Consider the following 16,102-nt stretch of genomic DNA (forward strand, 5'->3'; position numbering starts at 1 on the left):
CTTATGGCGATCAAATGAAGTCGGGCCGATAGCCGCTTCGGCTTCTTTCCTCAGTGCTGCCAGGCATGCACGCCGGACGGACGGCTTTGCTTGAGCTGCGCCGGGCCCGGAATCGATGCCGCTTGCGACGCCGCCAACGAATCGGATCGCAAATTGCGCACGTGCATCAGCCGCAATCGGTTCACGACATCGGTGACGTGGCGAAGCGTCAGCGTGCTTCCGTTGCTGCTTGATACCCCGCACCAGCAGCCCGGCGCCGCACTTGCCCGCTCGAAGTACGCGAACCGATGGGGTGGTTACGTATTCACGGAAAGCGCCAGCGGCATCAAGTCGTTGGCTTGCGTCCGCGAGAGGGCATACAGCTCGAACCAGTTGCACCACTCGACCATCAGGTGGTCCGAGTGTCCGTGAACGAGTTCTTCCGGCGCGGTCGACGGCCAGAAGATCTCCAGCCGCGCATCGAACCCCGGCAGCGTGTCCCTGAATTGGTGCAGCAAGTAACCGACGGTCACACCGTCGGGTGTCTCGACGCGCCCCATCATGCGATGCGGCATATCGGGCGCCAGTTCGATCGGGATACCACTCCAGTCATCCAGATGGCGGAACCTCAGGAGGGCCGGCGACTTGCTATGGCCCGGTACTTCCAGAATGCCGACACGCCCGTCCGGGAGCGGCAGTGCACCGAGATGCTCGGGGTGAGCACGGAGCATTGCCGGGCTGTTCGACCCGCCATACCCCTCCCAGAACCAGCTCACGAATTCGGCGCTGGTCCCCACCGCGACGTGTGCTTCGGCAACGGACGAACTGAAGCGACCATTCGCGCGCAGCGACCAATCCTTCTCGTTCGATTCGTGCTCCGCGATCTCCTTCGCGAACAGGCTGACCATGCCGTCCGCCCCCAGTTTCTCCATGAGCAAGGCCATCATGTAACGCGCCCTTTTAACCTCCATTCTGAGGATGTCCTCGCTGGCCACCTCTGCACCCGACTTGAAAAACGACACTGCTTTCACTTGAACCTCCGTTGCGCTGGTGAACGAGTTGCCATGTTTCCCGACTCGCGCCACTAACGCAAGTAAACTTGCGTTAGTGTTTACCGCATGCCCGTCGGCCATCGCTCAGGGTCGTGCTCGTGGTCGGACTGCCGTGGCGACGCGGGCAGTCGATGCAACGATGTGTAAAATCCGCTCATGCCAAAGTCAGCCGAACCAGAATCGCCGTCGCCCCGTCGCCGCCTCGGCGGCCGCAGCGCACGCGTCCGTGAAGCCGTGATCTCCGCCACGATTGCCCAATTGCAGACAGCGGGCTTCGAGGGGCTCAACATCGGCGCCATCGCTGCGCTCGCGGGCGTGCATGAGAGTTCGATCTATCGCCGCTGGAAGAGCAAGGAAGGGCTGATGATGGAGGCCGCCTTCGAGCTTTTTGCCGAGCACATCGCGATACCGGATCGGGGCTCGCTTCACGGGGATCTCGTAGCGCTGCTGTCGGCAACCGCGCGCTACTTGCGAACGGGCGTGGGCCGGTCTGCCATTCAGTTCGTGCTGGCCACGTACAACGATGCGGCCGTGGCGGGCGAACTGCGCAGGTTGTGGACGAACCGCTTTTCGGCGGTTCAGCCGATTTTCGACCGCGCCACAAAAATGGGCGAATGGCCGCAGGGGGCGGATCCAATGCCCCTGCTTCATTGCCTGATCGGCGCCGTTTATCTACGCACGCTGATCCTGCACGAGCGCGTCACGATCGATCAGATTCGAGAACTGACGCGCTGGATGCTGCGCGAGCGAGACGCCTGAGCATCGGGAATCGCAAAGGCCAGGCGAGCGCTTGACGACACGCCATCCAGATCGAGCGAGCGGGAATCGGCTGCCGAAGGTTCACCCAACGCCCACGGCACGCCGAAGCCAGCCGAAGCGGATCTCAACCGCCCCAAACCTGCCCCGGCGCCGAACCCCGTCACGGTCCTCAACGCTCCGCGTCGGAAAAGCGCGTGGCCGTACTCGCCGCTCGCCCCTGAAAAATCGTCTCGGCTGCCTGTCCCAGATTCCGCCACGCCATCACCGCACCCACTGCCAGCAACAGAACCGAAACGATCAACGCCCGCTCCATCCCGCAAGCAAACGCCCCGCCCCCTGCGTCGTGAACGAAGAAGCCAAACAACGCGACGCCCATCACGCCGCCCACCTGTCGCGCCGTATTCAACAACCCCGACGCCACACCGGACTGCGCACCGCTCACCGCCGCGAGCGCGGCATTCGTGATGGTCGGTATCGTCAGCGCGATGCCGCTGCCGGCGAGCAGCATCGGGATCGCGAGCAACCCGTTGGATTGCGCCGCGATTGCCGGCCACATCGCCAGATAACCGACCGCGGAAATCGACAACCCGGCCGTCGCGAGCGTACGTGCCCCCAGCCTGCCGGTCAGTCGCCCGGCAACGATGCTCACAACCATCAGCACACCCATCATCGGCAGAAACGCGACACCCGTGCGCACGGGCGTCATATGCCAGACCGACTGAAACAGCAGGCTCAACGTAAAGACGATGCCGTAGAAAACCAGATTCGCGATCGCGCCGATCACGATCGAACTGCGGACGATCCGGTCCTGCCACAACGCGGCCGGCAGCATCGCGTCCGGATTGCGTGCTTCCAGCCGGACGAACGCGATGCCCAACGCAACGCACGACACGAACGCACTCACGATGACCGGACTGCGCCACCCCAGCGCACTGATCTCGGTCGACGCGAACGTGAGCGCCGCCAGCGCAAACGCACCGGTCAGTTGCGCGGGAAGATCGAGGCTCCGGCCGCCCTGCACTTTGGTGTCAGGCGCAAACCGCCACGTCATCCAGATACCGGCGATGCCGACCGGCACGTTGACCAGGAAAATGCTGCGCCAGCCGACTGCAGCGATGAGCAGCCCGCCGGCCAACGGCCCCGCTGCCAGCGCAATGCCGCCGCCGGCGCCCCACCAGCCGATCGCGCGGCTACGCGCTGCCGCGTCGTCGAACGCGAGACGCAGCACGGCCAGCGAGTTCGGCACCAGCAGCGCCGCGCCGATCCCCTGAACGAGACGCCAGGCGATCAACGCGCCCATGGCGTGCGCCATGCCGCAGCCGATCGACGACAGCGTGAAGATCGCGTAACCGGCAATGAACACGCGCTTTGCACCCAGCCGGTCGCCGAGGGCACCCGCCATCAGCAGGGTCGCCGCGAACACGAGCGCATACGCGTTGACGACCCATTGCAGGTCGGTGAGCGCTGCGCCAAAGGCCGTTCGTAACGCATCGAGCGCAACGTTGACGACGCTGACGTCGATCAGGACGACCGCATAACCGAGGCACGCCGCCGTTTGAACCAGCCGCGGGTGATGTGTGGATGATGTCTGCATCGGCAATCCTTCGCATTCGGAGGATTGAAGCGTAGAGGATCGCCTTCTGTGCGAATATTCCGCAAAACGGCACAGCTACCTGGAGAAAATGCACCGATGTTCGACTGGGAAAACCTGCGTTACTTCGTTGCCATCGCTCAGGCGGGGAGTCTGTCCGCGGCCGCCAGGCGATTGAATGTCGACCATGCGACCGTCAGCCGTCGCCTGGCCGCACTCGAATCCGAATTGAAGATGCGTGTGATCGACAGGTTGCCGCGCGCGTGCCGGCCGACCGCCGCCGGCCGGCAGATTCTCGAGTTCGCCGGGAAAATGGAGGAGCACGCGTTTGCGATCGAGCGGCTCGCGCTCACGGAACACCTGCCGATGCACGGTACCGTGACGATCAGCGTGCCGCCCGTGCTCGCCAACAATTTCTACGCAAATCACCTGTATGCATTCGCGCAACTGCATCCGGGCATTCGGCTGTCGATGGCCAGTCAGGCGCAAAGCGTATCGCTCGCCCGTCGTGAAGCGGATATCGCCGTGCGCCTGTTCCGCCCCGAGGAGCCGCAAAACGTGACGCGCAAGCTGGGCGAGATGGCTTTCGGGCTCTATGCGAGTCGCGACTATGCGCACGCGTCGACGCCCGACGATTGGGCTTTCATCTGCTACGACGCGCAATTCGCGGAAATGCCGCATCAGAAGTGGCTCGAGTCGATCGCGCGAGGTCGCCGCATCGCGTGCGAAGTCAGCGACATCACGACACAGCTGGTAGCGGCCCGTACAGGAATCGGCGTGGCGGGCCTGCCCGTGTTCATGGGCGACGGCGATCCCGGGTTGCAGCGCTTGCCGTTCGACGCAGAACCGTACTCCCGCGAAATCTGGCTGGTCGTGCACGCCGATCTCAGGCATTCGCCGTCGATTCGCGCGGCCATCGATTTCATCGCGGACGTGACGGGCAAGACCTTCGCGCCGGATTCGAGGCCGTAGCGACGGCCATCACCAGGGCCTGCGATACCGGGCGCAGCGGCCGATCGCGATACCTGCGCCCGTCTTCACCACGCCCCTTCGATGGGGGCGCGCGACGTCAACCACCCCTCTGCGCACTGACGCGAACCGTCAAACCACCGCCCTCAACCACCCCAGCACATCCGCCTGCGCGCTCCCGGCCACCACCGGCTCCGGTGTCAACAAGGCGTAATGCGAGCCATCCTCGACGAACCCCATCGGCGCGACCAGCACACCGCTTTCAATATCATCGCGAACGAGATGCCACGGCCCGATGGCGACACCGAGCCCCGCGACCGCCGCCTGCAGACTGAAATAGAAATGGTCGAACCTCTGCCCGCGTCCGCCCGCGGCCGGCTGATTCGCCGCCGCCCATTCCTTCCACGCGTCCGGCCGTGTCCGCGTGTGCAATTGCGGCACGCCCGCCTTCAACGAACGATCACCACGGCGCGCGGAAAACCACGCATCGACCTTATCCGGCCGGCAGACCGGCCCCACCTTCTCTGCGAACAGCCGCTCCGCGTGATAGCCCGCTGGCCACGCAAAGTCGTTGCGCCGAATCGCCATGTCGATGCCGCTGTCGAATGAAAACGGGCCGCCCGCCGCAGCCAGGTGAATGTCGACGCCCGCATGCCGCGCCTGAAAATCCGGCCAGCGCGGAATCAGCCAGCGCATCAGCAGCGTCGGTTCGCAAGACAGAACCCAGCGCCGCGCCCGGGCAGCCTCGGTGCGCAATTCCTGCGCGGCGTGACGCATCAGCCCCAACCCGTCATGGACGGCCTGCGCCAGCTTGCGGCCCGCGTCGGTCAGGAACACCCGACGGCTGCGCCGCTCGAACAGCGCCACGCCCAGGTCATCCTCGAGCAATCGCACCGCGCGGCTGACCGCGCCATGGGTCAGGCACAGCTCGTCGGCGGCACGGCTGAAATTCTCGTGACGCGCCGCCGCCTCGAAGCAGCGCAACGCCATCAGCGAGGGCAGGTTGGCGCGAACGGATTGTGAGTCAAACTCACCATCCTGGTCAGAAATCATCGCTTTTCCCGATCGAACATGACCCATAATATTGCGCCATCAAGCCATCAATCGCAAGGACAACACGATGACCGAACTGATAGTTGTAGTCACCATCACGCTGCTGGCCGTGATCAGCCCGGGGCCGGACTTCGCGATGGTCACGCGCAACAGCCTGATGCTGTCGCGCCGCTCCGGCGTGCTCACCGCGCTCGGTATCGGGCTCGGCGTGACCGTGCACGTGAGCTACACGCTGCTGGGCGTCGGCCTGCTGATCCGCCAGTCGCTGTGGCTGTTCAATGCCGTCAAGCTGGTCGGTGCGATCTACCTGATCTACCTGGGCGTGAAGATGCTCATGACGAAGGCCGGCAACGGGCAGCCCGACACGCGGGTCGCACCGTTGTCCGACCTGGCCGCGCTGCGCACCGGCTTCCTGACCAATGCGCTGAACCCCAAGACCACGGTGTTCATCGTCAGCCTGTTCATGCAGGCCGTGCGGCCCGACACGCCGTTGATCGTGCAGATCGGCTACGGCGCGTTCATCGCGGTCGCCCATGCCGGCTGGTTCAGCCTGGTGGCCCTGTGCTTCTCCGCGACGGCCGTCCGTGACCGCCTGCTGGCGCTGCGGCACTGGATCGACCGCACCTTCGGCTGCCTGCTCGTGGGCTTCGGCGTCGCGCTTGCCATCGCGCGCGGCGGGCGCTGAGTCCGGCCACCGCGCCGCGTGCCGATGCAACCGGCGGGCGCGCTTCGCTGGCGCGCCGGATGCGCCGGATGCTCCGGTCGGCAGCGTCAGAACGTTCGCGCGATCGTGCGGGCTTCGTCGATCGCGCGACTGCGATCGACCGTTCCATCGGGGCCGAACAACGTGCGCTCGACGACGATGCCCGTGACGTCCTTCACGCCCACGAACCTGAGCCAGGTCTCCATGTACGGGCGCTGAAGATCGAACTCGGCCGCCGGCGTAAACGAGCCCGGCGACTGATAACCGAGCCCGCGCGCGTAGACCACCGCCGCCTTTTTCCCGGCCAGCTTGCCGGCGAAACCTGCTCCGTCGAACGTGAACAGCACGTCCTTCTGCGAGATCACATCGATCAGGTGCTTGAGTTTGTACGGAATACTGAAATTCCACAGCGGCACGCCGAACAGCAACTTGTCCGCTTCGTGGAACGGCGCCGCGAGCTGCTCGATCCGTTGCCATGCCGTCGCCTGAGACGGCGTCAACGCCTTGCCGCTCAATCCCGCATATTTCGCGGCCAGCGCGGCTTCGTCGAATTCGGGTATCGCCAGGTTCCAGATGTCGAGCTTCTGTATCTCGTGATCGGGATGAGCGTGCTTATACGCGTCGAGAAAGGCATTGCACACGTCGATGGATGCCGAATAGTCCTTGTTGGGTGAGCCTTCGATATAGAGCACGCGTGTCATGAAAACGGTCCTTGCCGAAAGTGACGGCGACGCGCGGGATGCGCGGTCGCCCACTGCACTTCCCAGCCTATCGGATCGACCTATAATCCGGAAACGATATGAATTGATTGAATTAACCCGGATTGGTGATCAATGACCCCGCCCCTCGACACGTCGCTGCTTCATACGTTTGTCGCCGTCGCCGACGTGCGGAGCTTTACCGGCGCAGGTCGCAGGCTGAACCTCAGCCAATCCGCGGTCAGCGCCCAGATCGTTCGTCTCGAGGAGCAGGTCGGCCGGGCGCTGCTCGTGCGCAATACGCGCAGCGTATCGCTCACCGAGCATGGCCAGATGCTGCTCGGCTACGCGCGCGCGATGCTCAATCTGAGCGAGGAAGCGAGGACGAGGCTGGGCGCCGGCAACGCAGTCGATGTCACGCTGCGCATCGGCGCCTCGGAGGAGGTTGCGGGAGGCTGGCTTCCCGACGTGATGCGCCGCCATGGCGTCGCGCGGCGCGGCTTGCGGCTGAACCTGACGGTCGACGTCGGCGACAGCCTGTTTCGACGGCACGCTGACGGCGAATTCGATCTCGTGATCGGCAGCCGGTGCGCGCACATGGGCCAGGGCGCGACGTTGTGGCGAGAACCGCTCGTCTGGGCGTTCGCGCGCCATGAGCCGCTGCCGGAAGGCGACGTGCCGCTCGCGTGCTTCCCCGATCCGTGCCCGTACCGGGGCGCTGCCATCAAGGCGCTCGCACTCGCTGGCATGCGCTATCGCATCGCCTGCGAAAGCCCGAGCGTCACGGGCATCCGGACGATTGCACGCGCCGGCATCGCGATCGCGCCGGTGCCGCGCAGCGCGATCGACGATACGCTCCGCGAGCTGGGCGTGTCCGAAGGCTTGCCGGTGCTGCCGGAAATGGAATTCGTGATGATGCACGACGCGGAGATGCCGGCCGCCGTCGAATTCGCCGCGACGATTCTCGATGAAACCGCCATTCGCAACGGAGCCGGCACGCGCAGCAGGCCTTAACGGGCGTCCTTCACGGTCGAGGGTCGATCCAGGCGCTCACCACCGCATTCCCCTTCGACCACAACGGCGCGCTGCTGGCGGAACAGCCGCGCGCCGGTCGCGTTGCGTCGTCGGCCTCAGCGCTTGGCGCTCAAACCCGCGCGTACACCCTCCGGTTCCCGGCTGCGCCCGAGCAATGCCGCCAGCGACAGATCCGCGAGCTTGCCGAACGGTGCGCGCAGCAGGCTCGGCAGGTTCCAGCGCCCCAGCACGAACACGCCCTTGGCATGGCTCATCGCGCGGAATCCCTCGATGCCGTGATACGCGCCCATCCCGCTCGGACCGACGCCGCCGAACGGCAAGTCTTCCTGCGCGACATGCAGGAGCGTGTTGTTGATGCCGACGTTGCCCGACGTGGTGCGCTTCAGCAACGATTCGCAGTCGCTGTCCTGCGCGCCGAAGTAATACAGCGCGAGCGGCCGCGGACGCGCATTCACGTAGTCGACGACTTCGTCGATCGTGCGATACGTGCGCACGGGCAGGATCGGCCCGAAGATTTCTTCCTGCATCACGGTGGTATCTTCGCCGGCCCCGACGATCAGCGTGGGCGCGAGCGTCCGCTTGCGGGTGGCCGCCTGCCGAGGGTTCACGCCCGCCTCGATCACGCGTGCGCCCTTGCTGCGCGCTTCGTCGACGAGACCTTTCAGGCGATCGAAATGCCGGTCGCTGACGATCGACGTGTAATCCGGGCTGGTCGGCCCGTCCGGGTAGAAGCGCGCGACGGCCGCATCGTATTGCGCAACGAACGCGTCGAGGTCGTCTTCATGCACGAGCGCATAGTCGGGCGCGACGCAGGTCTGCCCGGCGTTCGACAGCTTGCCGAACACGATGCTGGACATCGTCCGGCCATCGACGTGCCCTCTCGCGACGATCGCCGGGCTCTTGCCGCCGAGTTCGAGTGTCACCGGCACCAGATTGTCGCTGGCCGCCTTCATGACCTTGCGGCCCACCTGCGTGCTGCCGGTAAACAGCAGATGGTCGAACGGCAAGCCGCTGAAGGCGGCGCCGACTTCCGGGCCGCCAAGCACGACCGCGACTTCTTCGCTCGGGAAGGTTTCCGCGAGCATCCGGCGCATCACTTCGCTGGTGCGCGGCGTCAGTTCCGACGGCTTGAGCATCGCGCGGTTGCCCGCGGCCAGCGCGGTGGCCAGCGGAATGAGCGTGAGCGCGAACGGGTAATTCCACGGCGCCATCACGCCGATCACACCCAGCGGCTGGTATTCGATGTGCGCCTGCCCGGCCCGATAAAGGAGCCCGACGTGCCGGCGCTGCGGCTTCGTGAAGCGGCGCAGGTTGCGCGTCAGGTAGTCGATCGCCTGGACCACGCCGACCAGTTCCATGATCGCGGTCTCGTGTCGCGAACGATGCCCGAAATCGGCGCTGATCGCCTCCTCCACTTCGCGGCGATACGCGAGCACCACGGCGCGCAGCCGCGCGAGCCGGGCCTTGCGCTGCTGCACGCTCGGCGGCCCCTCGCTGACGAACGCGTTGCGCTGGCGGGACAGCAACACCGCCGGGTCGAAGCTCGAGCTGGATTCTGCGGAAACGGCCATGGTGCACCTCACGAGGTTGTGTCGATGTAGACACTGTCAACTTGCATGCGGCGGATCATAGGACCACAATGTGTTCCCTGTCAACATAGGAGCAACGCGATGTCGTCGGATGTGGATGCGGACGCCGGGCAAAAGGCTTATCACCACGGGGATCTGCGTCGCGCGATCATCGAAACGGCGCTCGACACGCTGCAGGAGCAACAGGGCTGGCAGTTCACGCTGCGCGAAATCGCGCGGCGCGCGAACGTCAGCCACTCGGCGCCCTACCGGCATTTCCCGGACAAGGCCGCGTTGCTGCACGAGCTCGCGCTGATCGGCTTCGATCGGCTGCACGAAGACCTCGCCGCGTCCGTCGATCCCGCGGCGGACGCACCGGACGTGCTGCTCGCGCTCGCTTACGCCCATCTCGCGTTCGGCCAGCGCAACCCGGATCTCTATCGACTGATGTTTGCCGCGGATGCCGGGGAGCCCACGGACATCCATCTCGATCCGCGCGTGCAGGCGCCGTTCCTGCTGGTCGTCGACATCCTGGAACACGGCCAGCGCGCCGGCACGATCCGTCCGCGCCCGGCGCTTGGCCAGGCGACCGCCTGCTGGGCGCATCTGCATGGCCTGACGATGCTGGCGATCGACGGGCGGCTGGTGCGCGAGAAGGTCGGCGATCACGCGATCGAAGATGCACTGACCACCTTGCTGGACGGCCTCGTGCTGCCTGCGGCCCCTGCGCGGGCAGCGAAAACGAAAAGGCCTTGACCTTCAACTTTGCTTAAAGGTTATGGTTTGCCTCGGCAGCGTATCGAGGTCATGGGTATGGGGACTGCCATCCGACAATCCGGCGGTGCGTCGCGGACGCCCGCCCGTGGCCGATGAAAGGGAAACCGCATCATGAGCAAGCGCATCCTTCACGTGGTCAGCAACGTCGCGCATTACGCCGATCCGTCGCAACCGACCGGCCTGTGGCTGTCCGAGCTGACCCACGCCCATCACATCTTCGCGACGAAAGGCTATGAGCAGCGGCTCGTGAGCCCCAAGGGCGGCGAGTCGCCGCTGGAACCGCGCTCGCTCAAATGGCCGCATGCCGACGCCGCCGCGAAAGCGTGGCGCGCCGACCAGGCCAACGCGGCGCTGCTGGCCCACACCGCGCGCCCCGACGAGATCGATCCGGCCGATTTCGATGCGATCTACTTCACCGGCGGCCATGCAGTGATGTGGGACTACCCGGACGATGCGGGGCTGCAGCGGCTCACGCGCGAGATCTACGAGCGGGGCGGCATCGTGTCGTCGGTCTGTCACGGCTACTGCGGGCTGCTGAACACGACGCTGTCGGACGGCTCGCTGCTGGTTGCCGGACGCCGGATCACCGGCTACTCGTGGGTGGAGGAAATCCTGGCCGGCGTCGCGAAGAAGGTGCCCTACAACGTCGAGCAGCAGATGCAGGAGCGTGGCGCGCGCTACGAGAAGGCGCTGCTGCCGTTCACGTCGAACGTCGTCGTCGACGGCCGACTCGTGACCGGCCAGAATCCGCAATCGGCGAAGGCGACCGCGGAACAGGTCGTCGCGTTGCTGTAATGTGATGCGCCGGCGCGCCGCCTAAGCGCGGGTCGACCGGCGCACAACCGCGTCATCACGATCGACGGCGGCGGCGGTCGTCACCTCACCGCCACCACCCTCCACTGCATTCCCCGGCGGAATCCGCGACAGCAATCGCTTCGCATGGGTTGCACAATCGACCGACTCCGGCTTCGCGGCGATCTCGGCGATCAGCGACATGACCTGCGCCTTGCTTCGCGCGAGCCGCGCCTCCAGCGCCTCGATGTCCTGCACCTTGCGGCAGAGTGCATCCAGCAACGCATCGCAGGGCCACTGCGCGAGGTCGGCCGGCATCATCGTGCGAATCTCGTCGAGACTGAAATCCGCCTTCTGCGCGGCCGTGATCAGATCGAGCACCGTCACCGCTTCCTGCGGATACGTGCGATAGCCGTTCGCTGCGCGTTCGACGAGCGTCAACAGACCGATGCGTTCGTAAAAGCGGATGCGCGAAGGAGTCAGGCCGGTGCGTTCCGCCAGTTCCCCGATCTTCATGTTCCGATACTCCCTGGCCGGATCGGTCCGGCCATCAGCCCCGTCGTGATTGTCAGCTGTCTCCCGATGTTGATTCGCAATCCGATCTTTATCGGCTTCCTGTCGAATGGCGAGCGGAGGGCGCGCGCTCAAATCACCTCGAAACGCAGCCCCGCATGGCGCACCAGCCGCTCGATGTAGCGCGCGTCGAACATCGTCGCGGGCGTCCAGAAGCCGCCGCCGCGGCCTGTCTTGACGCCGTCGCCCGCGCAATCCAGAGCGAGACTGATCGCGGCCTGGCCGAGCATCTTGCCGGTGGAGCCGTAGCCCGGATCGCGGTCCCCGGTGACTTTCACGCGCAAGGTCTTTCCGTCGTCGGTACGGCCGAAGAAGCGCAGATCGTAGCGGCCGGCCAGCTGCGCCGCGGGGCTCGGCCCCTCGCCGGGCTTCGGCAGCAGGAAGCGCTCCATCAGGCTGCGCACCGGCTTGACGAGGACACCCACCATGAACGCGCCAAGGCCGGCCACCATCGTCACCGCGGTCAGGCGGCCCTTGAGGCCCGTGCCCGTCATCACTGCTTCGTCATACGTGAAGCGGCTGCCGTACGCGTTGCCGGCAAGCGCATTGGAGCGATGCACGACCCGCTCGTTCACCGCCGCCATCACGAAGGGGGCGATCCACGCATCGAAATCGCGATCGAATGCGGCGGATCGCACCGCATGCTGGCGCATCGTGAAGCCATGCCCCTTCGGGCACAGCGAATAAGGATCGAGCAGTTCCCGGCGCAACGCGGGATCGGCTGCCGCTTCCCGGACGACGTTGATCACGCTCGCCACCGTGCCGCCCGACGCGCCGCCCTTCAGCGTTTTCACCCGCATCTTCACCTGCGCGGCCGGCACGCCCCACTGCTGCCGCGCCTGCTGCTGCAGGAAGAACACGCCCATGTCCGACGGCACCGAATCGAAGCCGCAGCAATGGACGATGCGCGCGCCGGATTGCCTAGCCGCGGGCTCGTACTTGTCGATCATCCGCTTGATCCACTGTGTCTCGCCCGTGAGGTCGCAGTAGTCGGTGCCGGTTTCCGCGCAGACCCTGACCAGCGGTTCCCCGTAAAGCGCGTAGGGGCCGACGGTGGACACGACCACCCGCGTCTGCGCGCAGAGCGCGCGAAGCTGCGCTTCGTCGGCCGCGTCGGCAACGATGATCGGCACCGACTGCCCGGCCGCGCCCAGCGAATCCCGTACCTGCCTGAGCTTGGCTTCGGAGCGGCCGGCGATGGCCCAGCGCAGCGTCTCTCCGGAGCCCGACAGGTACTCGGACAGGTAGCGGGCAAGAATCTGCCCGACGAAACTGGTGGCGCCAAATACGACGAGATCGTGGGTCGGCCGGGTCATGGGCGATTCCTTCGCGCGGGCGTGCCGCGGCGTTGCGTGGCGTCAGTGTTGCTTTCCGGGTTCATCGAAGGCCTTCAACGGGGTCGGCAGGTTCAGCACCAGTTGCGCGTCCTTCACCACGTCGAGACGCAGGATGGTGGACGCGCCCAGCCCGTCGAGCAGCTGGCTCAACGGACCGCCGTGCCGCACGAGCTCGACGTTGCGCGGCAGCAGGCGCTGGGCGAACGATAGCGCATTCGTCTGCACTAATGTCTGGTGCCATTCGCCGTCGATGCGATTGATCATCGTCGACGTGCCCATGTGCGACTGCGACGCGACGTCGGTCAGCTCGGGCATCGGCACGCTCAGGCTCAGGTCCGGCCGGCCGCCCGGGCCTGAAATGCCGGCGCTGGCGGTGGCGCCGAGGTTCACGTCGATGTCGGCGAGCCACTTGGGCAGCTGATAGCCGTGCACGCCCCGCACCCGCGCGATTTCCGTGGTGACCGGCAGCGCCAGCACGTGCGCGAAGAAGCTCCGGCGCCGCATCGAGTCGATCAGTTCGAGCGCGTGCGACCCCGTCGCGCCGGGCCGCCGGATCACCACCGCGACCGACACTTCGTCATACGGATCGTTGTCGCACACCGAATACGAGAAGAAGGTCAGCGCGACCAGCCCGTACCCGGGGAGCGCGCGCAGCGGCTCGAGCGGCACCGGCAGCGTAGTCCGCAGGCGTTCGAGCGGCGCAAGGAACAGCAGCTGAATGCTGCTGGAACGGTAGTAGAAATTCGGCGCCCAGGTCGGGCCGACCCTCGACGCAACCTGACGCTTCGGAATCCGACGGAAAAAATCGATGTTCCCCGCCGCGGGATCGCGCGCCACCTCGTCGAGGTCAGGGTTCATCCGAAACCGGTCGTAGTACCCGCCTTCCGGCACGTCAATCTTGTGTGGACCGAATTCGACCTGTGTAAACCGCCTGTCCATGTTCGTCGCCTCTCGTCGATGATCGACCGTGGCAGGCAACACCCGATGCCCGCTGACTCACCGCCGTCAGCAAGCACTCTAAGATTTAAGTCAACTTTAAGGTCAAGGCCCCGAGTAGAGGGGCACGTCGGATTGCGTCCGGGCGAGCGGCAGGCGCTCGCCAAGCCGGCGTCGGATCATTTGACGGTCGTGCGGCGGCCCTTGCCGGGTGGCGACACCTCGCCCGGATTGCGCAACCGGTCTCCTGTCGGCAAAGCTGGCGAGGAACAGCACGTTGAAGACGTATGCGGGCTTCCCGCATGGCATGCCCACGTCCAATGCCGAGACGATCAACGCCGATCTGCTCGCGTTCATCCGCGGCTGAACGCCGACAATGCCACTGCGGCCTTCCGTTGCCCCTGCGGCTGAAGGCCGTCTCCTGCCCGCTCTCGAACGCAGCTAGTCGATCTCGCGAAGGAAATCGGGAACCGCTTCCCCGATCGATGCAAGATAGCCGGCCATCGCACCGGCGACTTTGCGCACCGCCGGACGTGCGGTCATCCGTTCACGCCACGCGAGCAGGCAGGGGGTTTCGTCCGTCATCGGTGCGCCCTTGCGCGCGCCGAACAACTGCGCCATGTAGAACGCGATGTCGGCGTAGGAATACGTTCCGGCCAGAAACGCGCGATCCGCAAGCACGCGCTCCATGCGCCGATAGTAGTGGGCCGCTTCGGCGCGCGCAGCCTGTGCCGCCGGATCGTCCGGTGTCCCCTCCAGCCCCATCAGCCGGACGACGTGAGGAAAATAGATCTCGTCGCTACAGTGTTCGAGCTGACGCGCGATCGCGCGCGCCGCCGGATGCGCCGGCCATAGCGCGGGATCAGGCTTCAGATCCTCGAGATACTCGAAGATCTGCGTGGAATCGAACAGCTCCAGATCGCCGTCGATCAGCACCGGCACCTGCCGCTTCGGGTTGATGCGCAACACATCCGGATGTCTGGGATCGTAGCCGCGCTGCTGGCTGAACGGCACCATCACCAGCTCGAAGTCGATGCCCTTCTCGTGCGCCGCAATCTCGACCTTCGCCCCGAACATGCTCAGCGGCCCGGAAATGATCTTCATCGTTTGATCCCCTGTGGTGTCATGCTGCGCAACCTGCGTCGATGAAACAGACCAGGAATGCGGCACAGCATAAGGCCGAAAACATGACACCTCATGTCAGGTATTTGCGGTAACGTGTCGCTCATGAAAGCGAGCCGCCTGTTGTCGATCATGATGATGCTGCAAGCGCGCGGCCGGATGACCGCCCCGGCGCTCGCCGAAGCATTGGAAGTATCCGAGCGCACGATCCTGCGCGACATCGACCAGCTTTCCACGGCCGGCGTGCCGATCTGGGGCGATCGCGGCCGCAACGGCGGCTTTCAGTTGAGCGACGGCTGGCGTACCGATCTCACCGGGCTCACCGAGCAAGAAGCGCATGCGCTGATTCTGGCGGGCTTGCCGGGGCCGGCGAGAGAACTCGGCCTCGACGGTATGGCGACTTCCGCGCGGCTGAAGATGATCGCCAGCCTGCCGCCCGGCTCACGCGAGCACGCCGATCGCGTCGCCAGCCGGCTGCACGTCGACACCGTGGATTGGTACCGGGCGCAGGAAACGCCGGCATTCCTGCGTGAAGTCGCCGATGCGGTGTGGGGTTCGTATCGTATCGACGTGAAGTATCAGAGCTGGAGCAGCGTGTCCCGCCGCGAACTCGAACCGCTCGGCCTGGTGCTCAAGGGCGGCGCCTGGTACCTGATTGCCAAAGTGGTCGGCAAGCCAGGCGCACTCACGTTCCGGCTCGCGAATATCCTCGAACTCGACGCAACGCGCCGCCGCTTCAAGCGTCCCGCGCGATTCGACCTCGCGACGCACTGGCGCGACGCGATGAGCCGGTACGAAACCGACCTCAATCGGCTAACTGCCCATATCGCCGTGTCGCCGCGCGGCGAGACCTGGCTGGCCAACGCGCGGGTCAAGGCCGAGCCGGCGTCGCAGGATACCGGCAGCGCGGAGGTACCGCCGGGATGGAAGGTGTTCCTGATGCCGATCGAATCCATCGAGCACGGCGCACGGAAACTGCTGGGGTACGGCGCACACGTGAAAATCCTCGGGCCGCAAGCGCTCAAGGATCAATTCTTCGAAGCGTTGTCGCAGATGCAGGCGCTTTATCGAGCAAGCGACGATTGAAGCGCGGGCTTTCGCTGCAACGCAGTCGTCGCACGGTGCGTTCCCACGAGCGACCGGGCAGTTATCGGCGAT

Annotated in this window: 16 protein-coding genes and 1 pseudogene; 8 read left to right on the forward strand and 9 right to left on the reverse strand. The window is 65.5% G+C overall.

What is annotated here, in order from left to right:
* Positions 1-296 precede the first annotated feature (296 nt).
* On the reverse strand, positions 297-1,010 hold the full coding sequence (locus G3N99_RS01900; RefSeq protein ID WP_346778456.1) for a hypothetical protein: 714 nt from the start codon (positions 1,008-1,010) through the stop codon (positions 297-299).
* 255 nt (positions 1,011-1,265) lie between these two features.
* On the opposite strand from G3N99_RS01900, the gene G3N99_RS01905 reads away from it, so the two are divergent.
* Positions 1,266-1,790: a TetR/AcrR family transcriptional regulator gene (locus G3N99_RS01905; protein ID WP_346778457.1), complete on the forward strand. Its 525-nt coding sequence runs from the start codon at positions 1,266-1,268 to the stop codon at positions 1,788-1,790.
* 169 nt (positions 1,791-1,959) lie between these two features.
* Here the strand turns inward: G3N99_RS01905 and G3N99_RS01910 are convergent, their stop codons facing one another.
* A complete protein-coding gene (locus G3N99_RS01910) occupies positions 1,960-3,384 on the reverse strand; it encodes an MFS transporter (protein ID WP_206121496.1) in 1,425 nt (474 codons plus the stop codon).
* Positions 3,385-3,480: 96 nt separating this feature from the next.
* Between G3N99_RS01910 and G3N99_RS01915 the strand changes: the two genes are divergently transcribed.
* On the forward strand, positions 3,481-4,353 hold the full coding sequence (locus G3N99_RS01915; RefSeq protein ID WP_206121497.1) for a LysR family transcriptional regulator: 873 nt from the start codon (positions 3,481-3,483) through the stop codon (positions 4,351-4,353).
* 129 nt (positions 4,354-4,482) lie between these two features.
* On the opposite strand, the gene G3N99_RS01920 is transcribed toward G3N99_RS01915, so the two are convergent.
* Positions 4,483-5,403, reverse strand: coding sequence for a LysR family transcriptional regulator (locus G3N99_RS01920; RefSeq protein WP_206121498.1), 921 nt, complete (start codon positions 5,401-5,403; stop codon positions 4,483-4,485).
* Positions 5,404-5,470: 67 nt separating this feature from the next.
* Between G3N99_RS01920 and G3N99_RS01925 the strand changes: the two genes are divergently transcribed.
* Complete coding sequence (locus tag G3N99_RS01925; protein ID WP_174933514.1) at positions 5,471-6,088, forward strand: LysE family transporter; 618 nt, start codon at positions 5,471-5,473, stop codon at positions 6,086-6,088.
* Between the two features lie 86 nt (positions 6,089-6,174).
* On the opposite strand, the gene G3N99_RS01930 is transcribed toward G3N99_RS01925, so the two are convergent.
* On the reverse strand, positions 6,175-6,807 hold the full coding sequence (locus tag G3N99_RS01930) for an NAD(P)H-dependent oxidoreductase (protein WP_206121499.1): 633 nt from the start codon (positions 6,805-6,807) through the stop codon (positions 6,175-6,177).
* A gap of 132 nt (positions 6,808-6,939) precedes the next feature.
* Between G3N99_RS01930 and G3N99_RS01935 the strand changes: the two genes are divergently transcribed.
* Positions 6,940-7,818 carry a LysR substrate-binding domain-containing protein gene (locus tag G3N99_RS01935; protein WP_206121500.1) on the forward strand — a complete coding sequence of 293 codons (879 nt, stop codon included), beginning with the start codon at positions 6,940-6,942 and terminating at the stop codon, positions 7,816-7,818.
* A 116-nt stretch (positions 7,819-7,934) separates the two neighbouring features.
* Here G3N99_RS01935 and G3N99_RS01940 read toward each other — a convergent pair whose 3' ends face one another.
* Positions 7,935-9,410 (reverse strand): coniferyl aldehyde dehydrogenase, encoded by a 1,476-nt coding sequence (locus G3N99_RS01940; protein WP_174982622.1) that lies wholly within the window; start codon positions 9,408-9,410, stop codon positions 7,935-7,937.
* Positions 9,411-9,509: 99 nt separating this feature from the next.
* Here G3N99_RS01940 and G3N99_RS01945 point away from each other — a divergent pair, with 99 nt between their 5' ends.
* Positions 9,510-10,163, forward strand: coding sequence for a TetR/AcrR family transcriptional regulator (locus G3N99_RS01945; RefSeq protein WP_174933806.1), 654 nt, complete (start codon positions 9,510-9,512; stop codon positions 10,161-10,163).
* Positions 10,164-10,295: 132 nt separating this feature from the next.
* Positions 10,296-10,979, forward strand: coding sequence for a type 1 glutamine amidotransferase domain-containing protein (locus tag G3N99_RS01950; RefSeq protein WP_206121501.1), 684 nt, complete (start codon positions 10,296-10,298; stop codon positions 10,977-10,979).
* A 21-nt stretch (positions 10,980-11,000) separates the two neighbouring features.
* Here the strand turns inward: G3N99_RS01950 and G3N99_RS01955 are convergent, their stop codons facing one another.
* From G3N99_RS01955 to G3N99_RS01965, 3 genes are all read right to left on the reverse strand, one after another.
* Complete coding sequence (locus tag G3N99_RS01955) at positions 11,001-11,492, reverse strand: MerR family transcriptional regulator (RefSeq protein ID WP_206121517.1); 492 nt, start codon at positions 11,490-11,492, stop codon at positions 11,001-11,003.
* A gap of 128 nt (positions 11,493-11,620) precedes the next feature.
* Positions 11,621-12,865: a saccharopine dehydrogenase NADP-binding domain-containing protein gene (locus G3N99_RS01960; RefSeq protein ID WP_206121502.1), complete on the reverse strand. Its 1,245-nt coding sequence runs from the start codon at positions 12,863-12,865 to the stop codon at positions 11,621-11,623.
* 42 nt (positions 12,866-12,907) lie between these two features.
* Complete coding sequence (locus tag G3N99_RS01965; RefSeq protein WP_206121503.1) at positions 12,908-13,825, reverse strand: acetoacetate decarboxylase family protein; 918 nt, start codon at positions 13,823-13,825, stop codon at positions 12,908-12,910.
* Between the two features lie 235 nt (positions 13,826-14,060).
* On the opposite strand from G3N99_RS01965, the pseudogene G3N99_RS01970 reads away from it, so the two are divergent.
* A pseudogene (locus G3N99_RS01970) lies at positions 14,061-14,189 on the forward strand (alpha/beta hydrolase); the annotation flags it as partial.
* Between the two features lie 74 nt (positions 14,190-14,263).
* Here the strand turns inward: G3N99_RS01970 and G3N99_RS01975 are convergent.
* Positions 14,264-14,926 carry a glutathione S-transferase family protein gene (locus tag G3N99_RS01975; RefSeq protein WP_174939235.1) on the reverse strand — a complete coding sequence of 221 codons (663 nt, stop codon included), beginning with the start codon at positions 14,924-14,926 and terminating at the stop codon, positions 14,264-14,266.
* 123 nt (positions 14,927-15,049) lie between these two features.
* Here G3N99_RS01975 and G3N99_RS01980 point away from each other — a divergent pair, with 123 nt between their 5' ends.
* Positions 15,050-16,030, forward strand: a complete 981-nt coding sequence (locus G3N99_RS01980) for a YafY family protein (protein WP_174939233.1) — start codon at positions 15,050-15,052, stop codon at positions 16,028-16,030.
* The last annotated feature ends 72 nt before the right edge of the window (positions 16,031-16,102 follow it).

Origin of the sequence: Burkholderia sp. Ac-20392, assembly GCF_017104585.1 — a bacterium.
Classification (GTDB): domain Bacteria; phylum Pseudomonadota; class Gammaproteobacteria; order Burkholderiales; family Burkholderiaceae; genus Burkholderia; species Burkholderia lata.